Raw genomic sequence first — 19,624 nt, 5'->3', positions numbered from 1 at the left:
CGCCCGCCCCGTCCGCGATCGAAGCCGCATCCACGAGCCAGCGGACGGGCCGGAGGAACTATGAAATGCACAGGGCCTACTCATCCGGGAACGAGCAGATAGGAGAGAACCCGAAACATCCGGGACCGAACCGTTGCACCACATTGCAGACCCCGGTGCGACCACGGGAGCGAACGGCCTCGGAATTGATGGGCCGGAAACGCGTCAATAGCACGTGCCGGGCCACCTCCAGATGCGGTTGCAGCACTAAGGGCTGTCCCACGATTCCCGGCGGGCCGCCCTCAGGGCCACGAAAGAGGAGCTCTTCCATCGGCCGCGACACCACCGTAAACCCGGTAGTACAGATCTCCCACGGTGATATTGGCGGTAATGGTACGTGCCTCCAGCCAACGCTCCGATGTGGATGTCCCCTGGGTTATGGCGGCCATTCCGCCCAATCGCGATGCCGCGTCGGCGACCTGGTTGGCGACGTGGGCCGCATGAGTGGCGGCCAGCCGCTGTCTGGCATTCGGTTCCAGTTCGGAGGCCTGCCCGCGACTCGCGCGACGCCATACGTCGGCGGTGGCCTCATGCAGAAAACTGCGCGCAGCGAGCAGCTGGGCGTAGGAGTGGCCCAGAAGTTGGTGCTTCATCTGTTCAGCGTCGGGCCGCACTTGCCGGGAGGCCAAGGAGTCCAGACAGGCGAATCCGATGCCAAGGCTCACCGCACCCATCGCACTCGGGATCAGGAAGCGGTAACGCCGCCGGGGGTGACTGCTTTGATCATCGGTGACGTCGAATGTTATCCGCTGTCGCGGTACTGGGACGGCGTCTGTCGATACGGGGGCGGTACTGGCTCCGGCCAGACCCACGGGAACCCATGGCGAGCCGAGCTGACATTCCGAGCGGTGCACGAGCGCGACAGCGGTCGCGGCGGGGTGACCGCCTTCCACCGTGCAGCCCAGTGCCACCCAGGTGGCATGAGTCACTCCGCTCGCCATGTCCCATGAACCGGACAGGGTGAACCCATCCCCTGAGGGTGTGAGAGTTCCGCTGTTGGCGCCCGCGTAGGAAATCAGCGGATGCGAGCCAGACCATATCTCGTGCGCACCAGCGGGCGGCAGTTCGAAACTGAACAGTCCTCCGGCCACCCCGACGCATGCGGTCCAGCCCAGAGTGCCATTGATGTAGGCGAGGTCCTCGATCACGGCGAGGGCAGCGGGCCCCTCCATCTCGAAACCCCCGTACTCCTCGGGAACGAGTGCGGTGAATACACCGGCCTTATTGAGAAGGTTCAGCTGTTCCTCGAATATCGCACTGCCGCTACCGAATTCGCCCGCAGCGAGAAGCTGTGGCCATATTTCGGACCATACGGAGTCAGTAGCAGAAAAAGTGCTTGACCACGGGCGCGCTCGGGTCATCGGAAGTCTCCTGACTCAGTAGCCTTCTGTGGAAGATCAGCAGAGTAGCCGATGCGGGCGGGAGGAGACGTGCCGTTTCGATTGCGCTGGATCCGGGCGTACCGGAGCGCAGCACCGCGTCGATGATGCGCCCACCGCAGGCAATACAGAGTCGCCCACTGCCACTGCGGCCCGGAGGAATGGATTCCGGTCGTCCGGACTTGACCCACAGAATGCACTTACGTTCCCACTCGCCCCGCCTGCCCAGTTCATTCGGGACCATTCGGTGCAGCCCGGCCCACACTTCCGAGCCCTGCCCCGGCGACGGGCTGGCTGCAGGCTGCATGACCGCCAGTGGATGCCGATGGCCCCGGCCCGAGCAGGCCCCCGGCACCGGTCCCGGTGCCGAGCCGCCCTGCGGCGCGAGGCAGAGAAAAGGAAAAAGCCCCAGGTCACGGCGAGTGAGTCCTGGGGCTGATCCGAGCCGCCTTCGGGATTCGAACCCGAGACCTACGCATTACGAGTGCGTTGCTCTGGCCAACTGAGCTAAGGCGGCGCGCCCTGTTCGCACCATGATGCGATCAGCAGCGACGCCAAGTCTACACAGTTTCCGGGGGTGCTCCGAACCAGCCCGCCCCGGTACCGTTCGCGCAGGTCAGCGGCACTTCTTGCCCGCGGCCGGAGGGGTGCCCTCCAAGAGGTACGTGTTGATCGCCGTGTCGATGCAGTCGCTGCCGCGTCCGTACGCGGTGTGGCCGTCGCCCTCGTAAGTGAGCAGGGTGCCCGAGGAGAGCTGGCCGGCCAGGGACTCGGCCCAGGCGTACGGGGTGGCCGGGTCGCGGGTGGTGCCGACGACGACGATGGGGGCGGCGCCCTTCGCCTCGATGCGGTGGGCGGTGCCGGTGGCGGGGACGGGCCAGTGGGCGCAGTTCAGGGCCGCCCAGGCGAAGCCCCTGCCGAAGACCGGGGACGCCTTCTCGAAGGAGGGGAGGGCCTTCTCGACGGCCTCGGGGCCCGTGAAGGCGGGCGGGAGGTCGAGGCAGTTCACCGCGGCGTTGGCGAACATCAGATTGGCGTACTTACCGCTCGGCTCCCGCTCGTAGTAGCTGTCGGCCAGGGCCAGCAGCCCGGAGCCGTCGCCCGACTCCGCACCGGCCAGCGCCTCGCGCAGCTGGGGCCAGGCCGACTCGTCGTACATCGCCGCGATGACGCCCGTCGTGGCGAGCGACTCGCCCAGCTCGCGGGACTCGCCCGTGGGGACCGGGTCCGCGTCCAGATCGGCGAAGAGCTTCTTCATCCGGTCCGCCGCGTCGGAGGCGGACGTGCTCCCGAGCGGGCAGTCCGTCTGCTTCACGCAGTCCTTCGCGAACGACTGGAACGCCGTCTCGAACCCCGCCGTCTGCGCCCGGTTCATCTCCACCGACGAGAGCGAGGGGTCCATCGCCCCGTCGAGGACCAGGCGGCCGGTGCGGCCGGGGAACAGCCCGGCGTACGTCGCCCCCAGGAACGTCCCGTACGACGCCCCCACGTAGTTCAGCCGCTCGTCGCCGAGCAGGGCGCGCAGCATGTCCATGTCGCGCGCGGTCTCCACGGTGGAGACATGCGGCAGCACCTCGCCCGAGCGCTTCTCGCAGCCCGAGGCGAACTTCTCGAAGGCATCACTCAGCTTCGTGGCCTCGGCGTCGTCGTCCGGGGTCTGGTCCACCTGCGTGTACGCGTCCATCTGAGGCCCGGTCAGGCACGTGACGGGCTCGCTGCGGGCCACCCCGCGCGGGTCGATGGCCACCATGTCGTAGCGGGCCCGCACCTGGGCGGGGTAACCGATGCCGGCGTAGCCCTGGAGGTAGCCGATGGCCGATCCGCCGGGGCCGCCGGGGTTGACCAGCAGGGAGCCGATGCGCTTGCCGGGGCCGGTCGCCTTCTTGCGCGAGACGGCCAGCTCGATCTCGCCGCCGTCCGGCTTCGCGTAGTCCAGTGGCGCCTTCATCGTCGCGCACTGGAAGCCGCTGGCACCGCAGTCCCGCCAGCTGATGTGCTGCGCGTAGTACGACTTCAGGGCGGCCGGAACCGCCGAGGGCGACGCGGAGCCCGCGTCGGCGGAGGACGTGGCTCCCGACGAGTCTCCGCCGCTGCACCCGGAGACGAGCAGGCCGGCAGTGCCGAGCACGAGGGCAAGAGTGCGGAACGGGCGCCTGGTGTCCATGCCCGGAGCGTAGCCGCCCCCTCACCGCACACCCGATTCCCTCCTCTTTCGGGTGATGCGCCGCGCCCTGCCCCTCAGCCCGCGCGCAGCGCCATCGTCATCGCCTCCACCGCGAGCAGCGGCGCCACATTGCGGTCCAGGGCACGGCGGCAGGCCGACACCGCCTCGATCCGGCGCAGCGTGCGCTCCGGCGTGGACGCACGGGCGACGCGGTCCAGGGCGTCCTCGGCGTCGGCGTTGGCTATCGCGATCCGCGAGCCGAACTGCAGGGCGAGCACATCGCGGTAGAAGCCGGTCAGCTCGGTGAGCGCCAGATCGAGGCTGTCGCGCTGGGTGCGGGTCTTGCGGCGCTTCTGCTTGTCCTCCAGCTCCTTCATCACCCCGGCCGTCCCCCGTGGCATGCGGCCTCCGGCGGCGGCCCCGAGCGCCGCCTTCATGTCCTCCGTCTCCTTCGCGTCCACCTCCTCGGACGCCTGCTTCGCGTCCTCGGTCGCGGTGTCGATCAGCTCCTGCGCCGCCTTGAGGCACCCCCCGATGTCCTCGACGCGGAGCGGCAGCTTCAGCACCGCGGCCCGGCGCGCCCGGGCCCGCTCGTCCGTGGCGAGCCGACGCGCCCGCCCGATGTGCCCCTGCGTCGCGCGGGCGGCGGCGGCGGCCCGCTCCGGGTCGATGCCGTCCCGGCGCACCAGGACGTCGGCGACGGCGTCGACCGGCGGCGTCCGGAGCGTGAGGTGGCGGCACCGCGACCGGATCGTCGGCAGCACGTCCTCCAGCGAGGGCGCGCACAGCAGCCACACCGTGCGCGGGGCGGGCTCCTCGACCGCCTTCAGCAGGACGTTGCCCGCGCCCTCGGTGAGGCGGTCGGCGTCCTCCATGACGATGACCTGCCAGCGCCCGACGGCCGGCGAGAGCTGGGCGCGGCGCACCAGCTCACGGGTCTCCTTCACACCGATGGAGAGCAGGTCGGTGCGGATCACGTCGACGTCCGCGTGCGTACCGATGAGGCTGGTGTGGCAGCCGTCGCAGAAGCCGCAGCCCGGCGCGCCGCCCAGCGCGCGGTCCGGACTGGTGCACTGGAGCGCGGCGGCGAAGGCCCGGGCGGCGGTGGAGCGCCCGGAGCCCGGCGGGCCGGTGAACAGCCAGGCGTGCGTCATCTTGGAGCCGGGCGGCACCGGCTCCCCCGCCGCGTGGGCGGTGACCAGCACGTCGGCGTCCCGGGCGGCGGCGCCCAGCTGCTCCTGCACCCGGTCCTGGCCGACCAGGTCGTCCCACACGGACATGGGGCACCGCCTTTCCGCTTCGCTCGACGCGTGGCTCGCGTCGATCCGGTCTCCCATTGTGAGGGACGGGACTGACAACGCGGACGCCGATGGCCCCGCACCCATGGAGGGCGCGGGGCCATCGGCGGACTTCCGTCAGCGCCGGACGGTCAGCGGCGCGGCCGTCGTCCCCGGCCGCCCGAGGACTCCGGGCCCTCGTCGTCGTAACCGCCCAGCAGCTCGTCGGCCAGGCTGGGCAGGTCGTCCAGCGGGGTCTCCTCCGCCCAGTCGGGCCGGGGGCGCCGGGGCCGCTGCTGCTCCGCGTGCGGGTCGGTGATCTGCGGCAGCTCGCGGGTGCGCTCGTTGTCGCCCTCCGCCGGCCGCTCGTCCCGGAAGATGCCGCGCGGCACGCGGTCGGCCGGGTCGGACTCCCGTGCACCGCCACCGCGCCCGGCGTCCGGGACGGCGGGCAGCACGGTCGTCTCCTCGGAGTCGTCCGAGAACTTCGGGATCACGGTCGTCTCGTCCTGGTCGGACGGCCAGGGTCCGCGCCCCCGGTCGGAACCGGACGCCGGATCCACCGGCGCGGGCACGGGCTGCGTGATCTCGTTCGGATCCACGATCGGCGTGGGCACGGTCAGCTCGTTGTCGGGCCCGGCGGGCTCGTCGCCGCTGCCGGAACCCTTGCCTTCCGAAGGCCCGGACTCCTGCCGCAGCCGGGATTCCTCCTCGCGGGCGGCCCGGGCGCGGGCCTCCTGCCGCTCGGCCAGGGCGCGGGCCTCCTCCTCGCGGGCGGCCCGCTCACGGGCACGCTCCTCGGCGGCAGCCGCTTCGGCCTCGGCCTTCGCCTGGGCTTCCGCTTCCGCCTGGCGGCGGGCGGCCTCGGCCCGGAGCAGGGCCTCCTCGGCCTTGCGCTGCTTCTCCAGCCGCGCGGCCTCGGCCTCCTTGCGGAGCCGGGCCTCCTCTTCCGCCTGCCGGCGCAGCCGCGCCTGCTCCGCTTCGTGGGCCGCCTCCTCGGCCTCGCGGCGCGCACGCTCGGCCTCGGCGACACGGCGGGCCTCCTCGGCACGCTGCCGTTCCTCCTCGGCCTTGCGGGCGGCCTCCTCCTCGGCGCGGCGCCTGGCCTCCTCCGCGCGCAGCCGGGCCTCCTCCGCCTGGCGCTCGGCCTCGCGGCGGCGCGCTTCCTCCTCCTCGCGGCGCTTGCGCTCCTCCTCCTCGGCACGGAGCTTGGCGAGCTGTTCCTGCCGCTCGCGCTCCAGGCGCTCCTCCTCGGCCTTGCGGGCGGCCTCTTCCTCGGCGCGGCGCCTGGCCTCCTCCTCGGCGGCCTTGCGGGCCTCCTCGCGGGCCTTGATCTCGGCCTCGGAGAGCGGCAGGACCTGGTCGAGACGGTGGCGTACGACGGTGGTGATGGCCTCCGGTTCCTGCCCGGCGTCCACCACCAGGTAGCGCGTCGGATCGGCGGCGGCCAGGGTCAGGAAGCCGGAACGCACCCGGGCGTGGAACTCGGGCGGCTCGGACTCCAGCCGGTCGGGCGCCTCGGTGAACCGTTCCCTCGCGGTCTCGGGCGCGACGTCCAGGAGGACGGTCAGGTGCGGTACGAGGCCACTCGTCGCCCAGCGCGAGATGCGGGCGATCTCGGTGGGGGCCAGATCGCGGCCCGCCCCCTGGTAGGCGACGGACGAGTCGATGTAGCGGTCGGAGATGACGACGGCGCCGCGCTCCAGGGCCGGACGGACGACCGAGTCGACGTGCTCGGCGCGGTCGGCGGCGTACAACAGGGCCTCGGCCCGGTTGGAGAGCCCGGCCGACGACACGTCGAGCAGGATGGACCGCAGCCGCTTCCCGATCGGGGTCGCGCCCGGCTCACGGGTGACGACGACCTCGTGGCCCTTGGCCCGGATCCAGTCGGCGAGCGCCTCGACCTGGGTGGACTTGCCGGCTCCGTCGCCGCCCTCCAGGGCGATGAAGAACCCGTTCGCGGCGGGCGCGACGGCCGGGTCGCCGCCGCGCAGCGCCTCGCGCAGATCGCGTCGCAGCGGTACGCCGGAGCGGTCGTCGGTCTTCGCGAGGACGATGACCGCGACGGGCAGCAGCAGGGCGCCGACCAGCATCAGGGTGAACGCGGCGCCGCCGTGCGCGAAGACGAAGTCGCCGATGGTCAGCCGGTGGGTGCCGATGGCAGCGGCGACCAGCGGGCCGCCGACCGCGCCGAGGGCGATGAGGACCCGGACGACGGCCTGGAGGTGCTCGGTGATCCTGGTCCGGCGGGCCTCCTCGGTCTCCTGGTCGGCCAGCACATGACCGGTGTTCGCGGCGACGCCCGCCGCGTATCCGGCGAGTACGGCGAGCAGGACGACGGTCGCGGTGTCCGGGACGAGGCCCATCGCCAGGAGGGCGATGCCCGTGACGGCGGTGGCGAACGAGAGCATCCGCCGCCGCGACAGGGTGGGCAGCACCTTCCCCGCCGTACGGATGCCCACACCCGTACCGCCGGTGAGGGCGAGGACCAGCAGGGCGAGGGTGACGGGTCCGCCGCCGAGGTCGCCGGCGTGCAGCACGGCGACGGCGGCCGCGGCCGCGATAGCTCCGGCGACCGCGGCGCAGGTGGCGACGATCAGCGGGATGGAGCCGGTGCGGCCCTTGTCGGGGCCGTTCCCCGCGGCGGGCCGGCGCAACCCCTCCAGGGGCGAGCGCGGGCGGGGCGTCTGTGTACCGGGCAGTTCCAGGAAGTACAGGGTGGAGACGGAGGCGGAGAACAGCCCGGCCGCGACGTACGAGCCGAGGGCCGCCTGATGGAAGGAGAACCAGTCCAGGCCGGAGCCCAGCAGGCTGCCGATCACCGTGGCGACCAGCAGAACGGCCGCGGCGAGGGGAACGGCCGCGAAGTCCGTTCGCAGGGACAGCCGGCGCAGTGCGTCGAGGTGGTCCGGCAGCGGGCGCACGGCGGCGCCCTCGATCGGCGGGGCGGGCAGCAGTGCGGGCGCCGCGCTCTCCTTGGCGACGGTCCAGAGCCGTTCGGCCGCCCCGGCCACGAAGACAGTGACGAGGATCATCGTGAGCGCGTTGGAGGGCGTCCAGTCGATCCACAGGGGCGCGACGACGAGCAGCAGGAGCCGCAGCCCGTCGGCGCCGATCATCAGCCATCGCCGGTCGACCGGCCCGCCCGGCGCCGTGAGCGACGTCAACGGCCCGAGAAGTACGGCTCCGAAGAGCAGGGTGGAAATGGTCCGGGCCCCGAACACGGCGGCGACGGCGAAGGCCGCCCCCCGGTATCCGGTCCCGAATGAGCCCTCAAGAACCGCCGCTTGCAGCGACAGCAGCACCAGCACGAGAAGGGCGAGTGCATCGCCGGTACTGCCGACGAGCTGGGCGCTCCACAACCGCTTCAGCGGAGGAACACGCAACAAGGCTCGTACGGCGCGCTCGCGTGAGTCTGCGGCAAGTGCGTCGGAGGTGGGGCTCACGACCGTAGGCTGCTCGGCTCGCGTCATCCGCCCAGCCTAACGGGACACCCACATCCCCTGTGCCCCCACCCGAACAAACACCCGCAGAGCCCCGCCACGAAACCAAGCCCCGGCGCACCATCCAGCCCCGCCGGCGCTTGAGGCGCGGGGTCGGGGCAGAGCCCCCGAACCCACCCCGGCGCAGAACCAGCCCCGCCGGCGCTTGAGGCGCGGGGCCCGGGGCGGAGCCCCGGTTCCGGGAAGGGGCGGGTAGGGGACAGGGTCCGCCGCAGGCGCCCCGGCCCGCCTACTCCTCCGCCGCAGCCTTCTTGGCGACAGCCTTCTTCGTCGTCGTCTTCTTGGCCGTCGTCTTCTTCGCCGCAGCCTTCTTCGTAGCCGCAGCCTTCTTCGCCGGCGCCTTCTTCGCCGCGGCCTTCTTCGCCGTCTTCTTCTTCGCCGGCCCCTTCGCCCGCTTCTCGGCAAGCAGCTCGAACCCGCGCTCCGGCGTGATCTCCTCGACGCTGTCCCCGGTACGCAGCGTCGCGTTCGTCTCCCCATCGGTGACGTAAGGACCGAACCGCCCGTCCTTGACGACGACCGGAGCCCCGCTCACCGGATCCGTGCCCAGCTCCTTCAGCGGCGGCTTGGCCGCGGCCCGCCCCCGCTGCTTCGGCTGCGCGTAGATCGCGAGCGCCTCTTCGAGGGTGATGTCGAAGATCTGGTCCTCGGAGGTCAGCGACCGCGAGTCCGTGCCCTTCTTCAGGTACGGCCCGTAGCGCCCGTTCTGCGCGGTGATCTCGACGCCTTCGGCGTCCACACCGACCACCCGCGGCAGCGACATCAGCTTGAGCGCGTCGGCCAGCGTCACCGTGTCGATCGACATCGACTTGAACAGCGAAGCGGTCCGCGGCTTCACCGCGTTCTTGCCGGTCTTCGGCGTGCCCTCGGGCAGCACCTCGGTGACGTACGGCCCGTAGCGGCCGTCCTTGGCGATGATCTGGTTCCCGCTGACCGGGTCCGCGCCGAGTTCGAAGTCGCCGCTCGGCTTGGCCAGCAGCTCCTCCGCGTACTCGACGGACAGCTCGTCGGGCGCCAGGTCCTCGGGGACGTCCGCGCGCTGGTGGCCCTCGGAGTCCTTCTCGCCGCGCTCGATGTACGGGCCGTAGCGGCCGACGCGGAGCTTGATGTCGTTGCCGACGGGGAAGGACGAGATCTCCCGCGCGTCGATGGCGCCGAGGTCGGTGACGAGCTCCTTCAGCCCGCCGAGGTGGTCGCCGTCGCCGTTGCCCGCGTCGGAGGCCGCCCCCGCACCGGCCGCGTCGTCGCCCTCCTGCGTACCGAAGTAGAACCTCTTCAGCCACGGCACGGACTGGGCCTCACCGCGTGCGATGCGGTCGAGGTCGTCCTCCATGCGGGCCGTGAAGTCGTAGTCCACGAGCCGGCCGAAGTGCTTCTCCAGCAGGTTGACCACGGCGAACGAGAGGAACGACGGCACCAGGGCCGTGCCCTTCTTGAACACATAGCCGCGGTCGAGGATCGTCCCGATGATCGACGCGTACGTCGACGGCCGGCCGATCTCCCGCTCTTCGAGCTCCTTGACCAGCGACGCCTCGGTGTACCGGGCGGGCGGCTTCGTCGCGTGGCCGTCGACCGAGATCTCGTCGGCGGACAGCGCGTCGCCCTCGGTGACCTGGGGCAGCCGCCGCTCGCGGTCGTCCAGCTCGGCGTTCGGGTCGTCGGCGCCCTCGACGTACGCCTTCATGAAGCCGTGGAAGGTGATCGTCTTGCCGGACGCGGAGAACTCGGCGTCCCGGCCGTCGCTCGCCCGGCCGCCGATCTTGACGGTGACCGAGTTACCGGTCGCGTCCTTCATCTGGGAGGCGACGGTCCGCTTCCAGATCAGCTCGTACAGCCGGAACTGGTCACCGGTGAGGCCGGTCTCGGCAGGGGTGCGGAAGCGGTCGCCGGAGGGGCGGATCGCCTCGTGCGCCTCCTGCGCGTTCTTGACCTTGCCGGCGTACGTACGCGGCTTCTCCGGCAGGTAGTCGGCACCGTAAAGCTGGGTGACCTGCGCCCGGGCCGCGGAGACCGCGGTTTCCGAGAGGGTCGTGGAGTCGGTACGCATATAGGTGATGAAGCCGTTCTCGTACAGCTTCTGCGCCACCTGCATCGTGGCCTTCGCCCCGAAGCCCAGCTTCCGGCTCGCCTCCTGCTGGAGGGTCGTCGTACGGAAGGGCGCGTACGGGGAGCGGCGGTACGGCTTCGACTCGACGGACCGCACGGCGAACGCGGAGTCCGCGAGCGCGGCGGCCAGGGCCCGGGCGTTCGCCTCGTCCAGGTGCAGCGTCTGGCCGGAGGCGGACTTCAGCTGCCCGTCCGCACCGAAGTCGCGGCCCTGGGCGATGCGGCGCCCGTCGACCGCGCTGAGCCTGGCAGTGAACGTCGACGGGTCGGACGCGTCGCCGCCCCGCCCGGTGGCGAAGGTTCCGGTCAGGTCCCAGTACTCGGCGGAGCGGAAGGCGATGCGCTCGCGCTCCCGCTCGACGACGAGCCGGGTGGCGACGGACTGGACGCGGCCCGCCGAGAGCTTCGGCATGACCTTCTTCCACAGGACCGGCGAGACCTCGTAGCCGTAGAGGCGGTCGAGGATGCGGCGGGTCTCCTGGGCGTCGACCATGCGCTGGTTCAGCTCGCGCGGGTTGGCGACAGCGGCGCGGATCGCGTCCTTGGTGATCTCGTGGAAGACCATCCGGTGGACCGGGACCTTGGGCCGCAGGACTTCCTGGAGGTGCCACGCGATGGCTTCGCCCTCGCGGTCCTCATCGGTGGCGAGGAAGAGTTCGTCGGACTCGGCCAGCAGCTGCTTCAGCTTCCTGACCTGGGCCTTCTTGTCGGCGTTGACGACGTAGATCGGCTCGAAGTCGTTCTCGACGTCGACGCCGAGGCGGCGCACCTCGCCGGTGTACTCGTCGGGCACCTCGGCGGCGCCGTTCGGGAGGTCGCGGATGTGCCCGACGCTCGCCTCGACAACGTATCCGGGGCCGAGATAGCCCTTGATCGTCTTCGCCTTGGCAGGGGACTCGACAATGACGAGTCGGCGGCCGCCCTGTGCGGTCTCGCTGGTCGGGGACAACTTCGCTCTTCTCTCCGGTCGACGCTCGGTGGGCATCCGGGGCAGCGCGAGGGCGCTGCCGACAGTGCTGTCGCTGCGGAGTGTGACGGTACAACCCGCCCCCGTGTCAAACGGCAAAAGCCCGCAACGGCCACTCGAACGGTAACCCGACTTCCGGCATTCCTGCCGCCCGGCCCGCTCGGTCCGCCGTGCGCACGGCCACGGCCTGCGGGTTTCGGCACGGCCCGGACCGCCCTGCGGGTGCGGGCCGCGAGGGGCGCGCGGCCCGGGCGTGTTTCCGGCCCCACGACCGGGTCCCGGAGCGGCCCGGCCCCGTACGCCCGGCGGGCGGGCGCACTCACACGCGACCGAAGCACCACACCCCGAGGACGAGGAAAAGTACGCCGAACACGGTGGCGAGTGCGGTGGAGACGAGGGGGCGCACCCCGTACGCCACCGGCGCGCGATTCAGCACGCGCGCCCCCGTCCACAGCAGCAGCGCCGCGCCGAACAGTGCGAACGTCGTTCCGGCGAGGACAGCGGGCCCGCTCTCCATTCCGTACGCCTCCCTCTTCCCTGCCGCGTCTCGATACGCGGGGAGGCTCCCACCGCGGAGCGTCGCGGACGCCAACACGGGGTGAACAGCAGGGCCCTCACATGACGTCGAGCGTGGCGCGCCGCCTGCTCCCCCGTTCGAACAGGGCCAGCAGCGCGACGGCGAGCAGCGCGTACCCGGCGCCTGTCAGCAGTTCCGCGGCGATCCCCCGGCGGTCGAGCCCGGACCCGGCGGACAACTGACGCGCCGCGTCGGCGGCGTGAGTCAGCGGCAGTACGTCCCCGACGGCCCGCATCCAGCCCGGCAGGGTCTCCCGAGGCACGTTCGCACCGGTCAGAAGCAGGAGTACGGAAGCGGCCACGTTCGATACGAGGAAGACGTCCCGGAAGCGCAGCCCCAGGGCCCCCAGCGCCAGGCCGAATGCGGAGCATCCGGCAGCGGCGGCGAGCAGCACCGCCCCGAGCCCCGGAAGAGCCTCAAGCGGAATGCGCAGACCGAGCAGGAGACAGGCGGCGGAGAGCGTGAAGACGCTGATGACGAGACCGTTCAGCACATACGGGAGCGCCCTGCCGAACCAGAGCGGAGCTCGGTGGCGGGGGCTGAGCAGGACTGCGCCGAGCGTCCCGAAGCGCCGCTCGTTGGCGACGGCCATCGTGCCGCCGTACACACAGGCTGTGGATGAGGAGATGACGGCGTTGCCGAGCAGGTAGCAGCGGTCGTCGGCCACGCCCAGCTGCCGTCCCAGGAAGACGAAGAAGAGGAGTTGCAGCAGCGGCCCGACGAGCAGGGTGCCCATGAACATGGGCGGTGTCGTCCAGTTGAAGAGCGCCCGGTACGAGAGGGCGCCGCCGATCACCACGAGCCTGGCCGCGGAAACGATCCGGCGGTGGAGGCCGGGTGCGGAACCGGAATCCGCGTGGGGCGTACGGGCGGGCATGGGGCGACTCCTGGGGCGGGGCGGAAGGGAATGCGGCCGGGCGGGGCGGAAGGGAATGCGGGGCGCGAGTCCGGGCCGGGCGGGGCGGCGGGTCAGGCCAGGGCGAGGGTGGCGGCGGCCCGCGCACGCTGTTCGACGCGTCCCAGCACGAGGACGGCGAGCAGCGCGTAGAGCGCTCCCAGTCCGAGGGCGGCGCCCATCGGGACCAGCACCCCGGCCACGCCCGCATCGCCGGAGGTCGCCGCGTGCACCGCGCGGGAGCCCCAGGTGGTGGGGAGCACCCAGGAGACCGGACGCGTCCAGTCCGGCAGCACGGTGAGGGGCACGAGCATTCCGGAGAGCAGCCACACGGGGGCGTCCAGGGGGTTGGCCAGCGCGTTCGCGTTGCGCAGCAGGACGAAGCTGGCGGCGAGCAGCAGCCCCATCATCCCGAGCGAGAGCACACAGACGGGGACGGCGGCCAGGAAGAGCAGCGGATGCGCGAAGTCCAGCGGCACGTCGAAGAGCACCGCGCCCCAGAGGACCGTCGTGCCCATGGCGTAGGTGCCGATGACGGCGGTGGCCAGGGTGATGGGCAGCAGGACGAGGGAGAGCGGGGTGGGCGCGGCGACGAGTGTTTCCAGCGTGCCCAGCCAGCGCTGGTTCTGCACGGCACCGCCGGATCCGAAGAGGACCGAGGACCAGATGCCCATCAGCCCGGCTCCGACGGCCGCGGTCAGCAGCCGGTCGGGGTCGTCGGCGGCGCGGAAGAGGTAGACGGAGAGCGTCGCGTAGACCAGCGGCACGAGGACGGCGAAGGTGATCTCCAGCGGCGAACGGCTCATGTACGACACGTGTGTCCGCACTCCGACAGCGGTCAGGCGCAGGGCCCGGGCGGGTGTCATACGGCGACCTCGCCATCGACGCGGCGGTCCGTCTCGGCGCCGGAGGCCTGCGGTGCGGGCTCCGCGCGGGATGGCTCGTCCGCCTCCTCCACGATAGCGATGTAGGCGTCCTCCAGCGTGGGTTCCCGGGTGACGACCCGTCCGACACGGACCCCGTCGAGCGCTGCCAGAACCTGTGCGTGCAGGTCTGCGCCGCGCTCCGTCTGCACGATGACGGCCTGTCGGCTGCCCCGTTCCTCGGCGGCCACGCCCTGCACACCGGCCACGGCGCGGATGCGTTCGAGGTGGTCCTCGCCCGCACCGTATGCCTCGATCTCCAGGATGCCGCGTTCCTGGACACGGGACTTGAGCCGGTCCGGTGTACCGAGCGCCCGGATGGTGCCGCCCGCGATGACGGCGATCCGGTCGCACAGCTCGTCGGCCTCCGCCATGTAGTGCGTGGTCAGCAGCACCGTGGTGCCGTCGGCGCGCAGGTCGGCGACGGTACGGCGGAGGTCGCGCGCCGCCACCGGGTCCACGCCGATGGACGGTTCGTCCAGGAACAGCACGTCGGGGCTGTGCAGCAGGCCGCGCGCGATGTGCAGCCGCTGCCGCATGCCCCGCGAATACCCCTCGACGCGCTCCCTCTCACGTCCGGCGAGGCCGGTCAGGTCGAGGAGTCCGGCGATCCGCCGCTTCTGGTCCCGGGGCTCGACCCCGTACAGCTCGGCGAAATAGCGCAGGTTGTCGAGGGCGGAGAGCCGGTCGTACAGGCCCCGGTCGCCGCCGAAGACGTAACCGATCCGGCGGCGGACGGCGACCGGGTCGGACGCCACGTCGTGCCCCAGCACCCGGGCCGTACCGGAGGTGGGCAGCAGCAGGGTGTTGAGCATCTTGATGGTGGTGGTCTTGCCCGCGCCGTTCGGCCCGAGGAGCCCGAAGAGCTCGCCGCGCGCCACCTCGAAGGTGATCCCCCGCACGGCTTCGGTCTCGGTGCGGCGCGGGCGCAGAAAGCCGGTCCGGCTGGTGTAGGTGCGGCGCAGGTTCTTCGCCTCGATCGCAAGCATGGCCCGGACGCTAGGTCCGCCGCTGTCGCCCTGCCATCGATTCGGAACCCCCCGAATCGTCCGCTGTTCCGGCCGTCTCCGCTACGAGACCGCGCGCAGCACGTCCTCCCCCGAGAGCAGCGCGAGGAGGGCGCGGCCGGTGTCGGTGAGCTGGTAGTAGACGCTGCGGCCTATGCGGTGCCGGGTGACGACACCGGCCTCGGCGAGAGCCGACAGATGCTCGGAGACCGTGCTCGGCGCGAGCCCCAGCCGGTCGGCTATCCCGGCCGTGGTGAGCGGTCCGCCGAGCTGGCGCAGGACGGATGCCCGGCCCCGGCCCAGCAGCAGTCCGAGCCGGTCGCCGCTGTCGGCCCGCTCCACCGGCCGCTCGCGCAGGACGCCAGCGCCGCGCGCCTGGAAGGACACCGTCAGGACCTCGGGGTCGTCGGTGGAGTAGAGACGGCAGCCCTCGGCGAAGACGAGGGGCACGAGCAGGAGCCGCCGCTCGCCCGCCCGGTAATCCGCGTCGATGTGCTTCGTCAGCTCCAGGACCGGCGGCTGCCACGTGGCCCGGCTCTCCAGGCCGGTGAAGAGCGCGTCGATGCCTTCGGTGGCGAAGGTCCTTGCCCGGATGAGCACTTCGTCCTCGACGAGGCGGCGCATGACGGGCCAGTGGGCGGCGATCGCACCCTCCCAGTACGCCGCGTACGCATCGGCGAGCGTCGCACACGCGCCCTCGGGATCGGCGAGATAGGGCCGTACGTACGGATGCTCCTCCAGCCCCGCGTAGTGCTCGGCGATCCCCGCGCGCACGACATCGGCCGGGGTGGCCCGTACGGCGTCGAGCTCCGTCCCGACGGAGGTGGCCCCGACCGGCCTGGGCAGCATGAAGTCGGGAAACTGGTGGGGACCGTCGATCAGCAGCCGGAGCGCGTGCGTCCGGTCGTCCTCGCGCAGCACCTCGCGGGCCCTCACCACCCACTCCTCGTACGGGCGGGAGGGGTGGCGGTGCGGCATCGCGAGGTGGAGGCTGCAGAAGGCGTCCCACAGCGGGCTGATCGCGATACGGGTCGCGCCGAGCGACGCCTCGTCCAGCTCGATCCGGATCACCCGGTCACCGCCCGCCCGGGGGCAGCGGCTCCAGGAAGCCCTCCTCGACCAGCAGCCGGATGGCCTGCGGGGTCCGGTCCCGGAGCAGCACCGGGTCCTCGTTCATCAGCTGGGCGATGGCGTCGAGAATGCGCCCGGCGGGCAGCGAGCCGTCGCACACCCCGGCGAACCCGGCGCCGACCGCGTCGACCTTGGTGGCCCGGCGCATGCCGCGGTTCTGACGGAGCACCACATGCTCCGGATCCTCCGCGCCCGGGAGCCCCACCTGCTCCTGGACCACCTCGGCGGCCAGGGTGAAGTGGGCGGCGAGGAGCGCCGCGTCGTCCTGCTCGCGCAGATAGTCCTGGCGGGCGAAGTGCGCCTCGACGGCGGGGCCGAGCGGCTGCTCCACCGCGTGCGGCCACTCCTCGATCACGACGGATGGCTTCCCGGCGGCGGCCGCGGCGGACTTGCGCAGCGCGATCCAGCCGAAGCCGACGCCCTTCGTCCGCCGCGCCTCGAACTCGTCCAGCCAGGCGTCGTACCGCGCCTCGTACTCCGCCGGGTCGGTCCGGTGGTCGCCGCTGTCGCGCAGCCACAGCTCGGCGTACTGCGTGACGTCCTGCACCTCGCGCTGCACGATCCAGGCGTCGCACCCCTCAGGAACCCAGGTGCGCAGCCGGTCCTGCCACTCCTCGTCCTCGGTGTGCTCCCAGTTGGCCAGGAAGTGCGCGAAGCCGCCCTCGTTGAGCCGGTCGCCGGTCTGGCTCACCAGCGTCCGGCACAGGTCGTCCCCGGCCATGCCGCCGTCGCGGTAGGTGAGCCGGGCGCCGGGGGAGATGACGAACGGCGGGTTGGAGACGATCAGGTCGAAGGTCTCGGCGCCGACCGGCTCGTACAGCGAGCCCTCGCGCAGGTCGGCAGGGGCGGCGCCGGAGAGGGCGAGGGTGAGCCGGGTGAAGGCGAGGGCGCGCGGATTGAGATCGGTCGCCGTGACCCTGGTGGCGTGCTGCGCGGCGTGCAGCGCCTGGATACCGGAGCCCGTACCGACGTCGAGGGCGGAGCCGACGGGCTTGCGGACGGTGATCCCGGCCAGGGTGGTGGAGGCCCCGCCGATACCGAGGACGACGCCCTTCTCGCGGGAGCCGATCCCCCCGGCGCCACCCACCGCGCAGCCCAGGTCGGAGACGATGAACCAGTCCTCGCCGTCCGGCCCTCCGTACGGCCGCACATCGACGGTCGCCCGCACCTCGCCGGCCGCCTCGGTCAGCCAGCCGTCCGCCGCGCACTCCTTCAGCGGGAGCACGGCCGCCACCCGCTCGACGGACACCGGCCGCTGGAGAAGGAAGAGGCGCACCAGCGTGTCGAGCGGCGTGTCACCGCGGGTGGCCCGCAACGCCGGAATCGTCTCGCTGCGCGCCAGCGCGGCGTAGGCGGGCGCGCCGAGCAGGTCGAGGAGCCCGTCGGCCGTGAACGCGGCCGCGAGCAGAGCCTCGCGGAGCCGCTGCGCATGGTCCGCCACGGGAAGGTCTGCTGCGAAAAGGCTGGTCTTACTCACGTGCTCCATTGTGACGGCTCCCACTGACAACGGCAGCGGCCCGGCCACCGCACCGGGTGTCCCCGGGGTGGCCGGGCCGCTCACCCGGTTTCCGTCCGCTCTCCGCGGGCCGCGACGCCGACCGCGCGGTTACGCCTTCTTACTGGCGGACGCGGAGGGAGACGCTTCCTTCGACGACTCGGCCGACGGCTTGGCGGAGGGCTCGGAGTCGTCCGACGCACCGCCCGAGGGAGACGCCGAGGCGGTCGGCTTCTGGCAACCCTCCTGCTTGGCCATCGCGGTGCCGACATCGCCGGACTGGAGCTTCTGCAGCGCCTGGTCACCGCTGGTGCTGATCTTGTTCAGCTCCTCCGCGATGTCCTTGAGGCCGTCGGCGAACTTGCCCTGGTCCTTCGTCTCCAGGTCGTCGACCTTCTCCTGGAGCTTCGCGTAGGCCGCGGAGGAGGCGTTGAGTTCCTTCACGGCCTCCTTCTGCGTGGTCTCACCGTCGTCCACCGGCGGCGGTCCAGCCGAATCGACGGCCGAGCCCAGTGCCTTGTACGCCTGCGAGATCTGCTGGAAGGCTTCGGAGTCGGTCTTCTGGACGTCCGCGGGCTTGCTGTTGTCGGAGGTCTGCTGCTGGATGGACGCGTTGGCGTTCGCGATCTTCTGCAGCTGCGGCTGAACCTGGTCGCAGACCTTCTTCGCCCAGTCGTTTACCTTGTCGTCGCTGTCGTCGCTACAGCCCGACAGTGCCAGTACGAGTACCGCACCGCCGGACAGCGCGGCTGCAAGCTTCTTGTTCACCGGTTTGGTCCCTTCCAAGGCTCTCGGCCCCGGAACTTACACGCCGAACGCCCTCCATCCGGGTGCCGGGCGTCCGATAGGCAGGCTTTTGCAGCCATTTGCACCAAGGGAAATGAGGGATACGCAACTCACCCGGACAGCCCTCAGCGAGGGGAACAAGCGAACGATTCTTCCCTCTCACGGGAGGGCTGCCGGGCCGACACCGCCTCAGGACAGCACACAGCAAAGAGAACTGATCGGCCGTCGTTGACGCGGACCGGCTCCGCTCAGGGAAGAACGGCGACCGGCGTCTTCGGCCAGCTCATCCGGATGACTCCGCCATCCGCACCGGACCTGACCTCCACGTCGTCAACGAGGCCGCTGATGACCGCGAGGCCCATCTCGTCCTCGTCGTCGGCCTCGGGCTCATCGAGTCCCCCGGCGGAACCGCGTCGTCCGGAGACACCGCCGGGAACGGAGCCGTCGGCGCCGGGGCCCGGCACCTCGTCCCCGACCTCGATGGCGAAGGTCTTCTCCTCCTCGATCAGGCGGACCGTGACAGGAGCCGTGATGCCGTGGCCGCGGTGCAGGCCGACGGCACGGCTGCACGCCTCACCCACCGCAAGGCGGACCTCGTCGAGCACGGCCTCGTCCACTCCGGCCCTGCGCGCCACGGCCGCCGCCACGAGACGGGCGGTCCTGACGTGTTCGGGCTGGGCACTGAAGCGGAGTTCAACGGTGGCCATGCGATCCCCCTCGAACGTACGTATGTGCATGCCAGGGACAGGCCGCGCGGCCCGAAGCCCCGGGCCCTTCTGCGGACCCCGGCTCCCGGCTTCGAGCGGACTCTCCCGGACGTCGGGCGGCTGACGAACAACAGCTGACAAATAAACCGGCCGCGGGCCGCCGACCGAGTGACCCCGGCAGCCCGGGCACGCCCCACCGGCCACGGCGGAGCAGAGACCACCGCCCCGGAAGAACGCACTCCGGAGCCGTCACGGGCGGTCGGGCGCCGAACCGGCACGAACCGGTCCGGCGCCGAACCTGACGTCAGTCGGTGGCCGCAACGGCCTCGTCGACCGTGGTGTGGATCGGGAACACCTTGGTCAGACCGGTGATCCGGAAAATCTTGAGAATGCGCTCCTGGTTGCACACGAGACGCAGCGAGCCCTCATGGGCCCGGACCCGCTTCAGGCCGCCCATGAGCACGCCGAGGCCGGTGGAGTCGAGGAAGTCGACGCCTTCCATGTCGACAACCAGGTGGTAGCTGCCGTCATTCACCAACTCGACCAACTGCTCGCGCAGCTTGGGCGCGGTATACACATCAATCTCGCCACCGACCTCGACGACCGTACGGTCGCCACCAGGGCCGGACACATTGCGAGTCGACAAGGACAGGTCCACGGATCCTCCA

14 protein-coding genes and 1 tRNA gene are annotated in these 19,624 nt (G+C 71.5%); all 15 read right to left on the bottom strand.

Annotated elements, in window-relative coordinates:
- Positions 1 to 281: 281 nt before the first annotated feature.
- Positions 282 to 1,400, bottom strand: coding sequence for an acyl-CoA dehydrogenase family protein (locus ACZ6C6_RS19830; RefSeq protein ID WP_469204457.1), 1,119 nt, complete (start codon positions 1,398 to 1,400; stop codon positions 282 to 284).
- Between the two features lie 461 nt (positions 1,401 to 1,861).
- Positions 1,862 to 1,935 (bottom strand) — tRNA-Thr (locus ACZ6C6_RS19825).
- Between the two features lie 99 nt (positions 1,936 to 2,034).
- Complete coding sequence (locus ACZ6C6_RS19820) at positions 2,035 to 3,582, bottom strand: alpha/beta hydrolase (RefSeq protein WP_469204455.1); 1,548 nt, start codon at positions 3,580 to 3,582, stop codon at positions 2,035 to 2,037.
- A gap of 74 nt (positions 3,583 to 3,656) precedes the next feature.
- The gene (locus tag ACZ6C6_RS19815; RefSeq protein ID WP_469204453.1) at positions 3,657 to 4,862 is read right to left on the bottom strand and encodes a DNA polymerase III subunit delta'; all 1,206 of its coding nucleotides are present in this window, start codon (positions 4,860 to 4,862) and stop codon (positions 3,657 to 3,659) included.
- Positions 4,863 to 5,011: 149 nt separating this feature from the next.
- Positions 5,012 to 8,332, bottom strand: coding sequence for a dTMP kinase (gene tmk, locus ACZ6C6_RS19810; protein ID WP_469204451.1), 3,321 nt, complete (start codon positions 8,330 to 8,332; stop codon positions 5,012 to 5,014).
- Positions 8,333 to 8,591: 259 nt separating this feature from the next.
- The gene (gene topA / locus ACZ6C6_RS19805) at positions 8,592 to 11,417 is read right to left on the bottom strand and encodes a type I DNA topoisomerase (protein ID WP_469204449.1); all 2,826 of its coding nucleotides are present in this window, start codon (positions 11,415 to 11,417) and stop codon (positions 8,592 to 8,594) included.
- Positions 11,418 to 11,754: 337 nt separating this feature from the next.
- Positions 11,755 to 11,952 (bottom strand): hypothetical protein, encoded by a 198-nt coding sequence (locus tag ACZ6C6_RS19800; protein ID WP_328900911.1) that lies wholly within the window; start codon positions 11,950 to 11,952, stop codon positions 11,755 to 11,757.
- 97 nt (positions 11,953 to 12,049) lie between these two features.
- Positions 12,050 to 12,889: an ABC transporter permease gene (locus ACZ6C6_RS19795; RefSeq protein WP_469204447.1), complete on the bottom strand. Its 840-nt coding sequence runs from the start codon at positions 12,887 to 12,889 to the stop codon at positions 12,050 to 12,052.
- 92 nt (positions 12,890 to 12,981) lie between these two features.
- Positions 12,982 to 13,773 (bottom strand): ABC transporter permease, encoded by a 792-nt coding sequence (locus tag ACZ6C6_RS19790; RefSeq protein WP_469204445.1) that lies wholly within the window; start codon positions 13,771 to 13,773, stop codon positions 12,982 to 12,984.
- Entirely contained in the window at positions 13,770 to 14,819 is a 1,050-nt protein-coding gene (locus tag ACZ6C6_RS19785; protein ID WP_469204443.1) for an ABC transporter ATP-binding protein, read from the bottom strand. The genes ACZ6C6_RS19790 and ACZ6C6_RS19785 overlap by 4 nt, the downstream gene beginning before the upstream one ends.
- An 81-nt stretch (positions 14,820 to 14,900) precedes the next feature.
- Positions 14,901 to 15,908, bottom strand: coding sequence for a helix-turn-helix domain-containing protein (locus tag ACZ6C6_RS19780; RefSeq protein ID WP_469204441.1), 1,008 nt, complete (start codon positions 15,906 to 15,908; stop codon positions 14,901 to 14,903).
- A 4-nt stretch (positions 15,909 to 15,912) separates the two neighbouring features.
- The gene (locus ACZ6C6_RS19775; RefSeq protein WP_469204439.1) at positions 15,913 to 17,454 is read right to left on the bottom strand and encodes a DUF7059 domain-containing protein; all 1,542 of its coding nucleotides are present in this window, start codon (positions 17,452 to 17,454) and stop codon (positions 15,913 to 15,915) included.
- A 120-nt stretch (positions 17,455 to 17,574) separates the two neighbouring features.
- The gene (locus tag ACZ6C6_RS19770) at positions 17,575 to 18,231 is read right to left on the bottom strand and encodes a small secreted protein (RefSeq protein ID WP_469204437.1); all 657 of its coding nucleotides are present in this window, start codon (positions 18,229 to 18,231) and stop codon (positions 17,575 to 17,577) included.
- Positions 18,232 to 18,497: 266 nt separating this feature from the next.
- Positions 18,498 to 18,956 carry an ATP-binding protein gene (locus ACZ6C6_RS19765; protein ID WP_469204435.1) on the bottom strand — a complete coding sequence of 153 codons (459 nt, stop codon included), beginning with the start codon at positions 18,954 to 18,956 and terminating at the stop codon, positions 18,498 to 18,500.
- Positions 18,957 to 19,260: 304 nt separating this feature from the next.
- The gene (locus tag ACZ6C6_RS19760; RefSeq protein ID WP_164201261.1) at positions 19,261 to 19,614 is read right to left on the bottom strand and encodes an anti-sigma factor antagonist; all 354 of its coding nucleotides are present in this window, start codon (positions 19,612 to 19,614) and stop codon (positions 19,261 to 19,263) included.
- Positions 19,615 to 19,624: the final 10 nt, after the last annotated feature.

The organism is Streptomyces sp. NPDC041814 (assembly GCF_055590565.1).
The sequence above is the reverse complement of the archived record's forward strand: the minus strand, read 5'-3'. Positions and strand labels throughout refer to the sequence as shown.

What these genes read in the sequence shown, in the direction of transcription:
- ACZ6C6_RS19800 (WP_328900911.1), bottom strand. Translation starts at nt 11,952, where the DNA reads ATGGAGAGCGGGCCCGCTGTCCTCGCCGGAACGACGTTCGCACTGTTC.
- ACZ6C6_RS19820 (WP_469204455.1), bottom strand. Translation starts at nt 3,582, where the DNA reads ATGGACACCAGGCGCCCGTTCCGCACTCTTGCCCTCGTGCTCGGCACT.
- ACZ6C6_RS19795 (WP_469204447.1), bottom strand. Translation starts at nt 12,889, where the DNA reads ATGCCCGCCCGTACGCCCCACGCGGATTCCGGTTCCGCACCCGGCCTC.
- ACZ6C6_RS19775 (WP_469204439.1), bottom strand. Translation starts at nt 17,454, where the DNA reads ATGGAGCACGTGAGTAAGACCAGCCTTTTCGCAGCAGACCTTCCCGTG.
- ACZ6C6_RS19785 (WP_469204443.1), bottom strand. Translation starts at nt 14,819, where the DNA reads ATGCTTGCGATCGAGGCGAAGAACCTGCGCCGCACCTACACCAGCCGG.
- ACZ6C6_RS19790 (WP_469204445.1), bottom strand. Translation starts at nt 13,773, where the DNA reads ATGACACCCGCCCGGGCCCTGCGCCTGACCGCTGTCGGAGTGCGGACA.
- ACZ6C6_RS19765 (WP_469204435.1), bottom strand. Translation starts at nt 18,956, where the DNA reads ATGGCCACCGTTGAACTCCGCTTCAGTGCCCAGCCCGAACACGTCAGG.
- tmk (WP_469204451.1), bottom strand. Translation starts at nt 8,332, where the DNA reads ATGACGCGAGCCGAGCAGCCTACGGTCGTGAGCCCCACCTCCGACGCA.
- ACZ6C6_RS19815 (WP_469204453.1), bottom strand. Translation starts at nt 4,862, where the DNA reads ATGTCCGTGTGGGACGACCTGGTCGGCCAGGACCGGGTGCAGGAGCAG.
- ACZ6C6_RS19830 (WP_469204457.1), bottom strand. Translation starts at nt 1,400, where the DNA reads ATGACCCGAGCGCGCCCGTGGTCAAGCACTTTTTCTGCTACTGACTCC.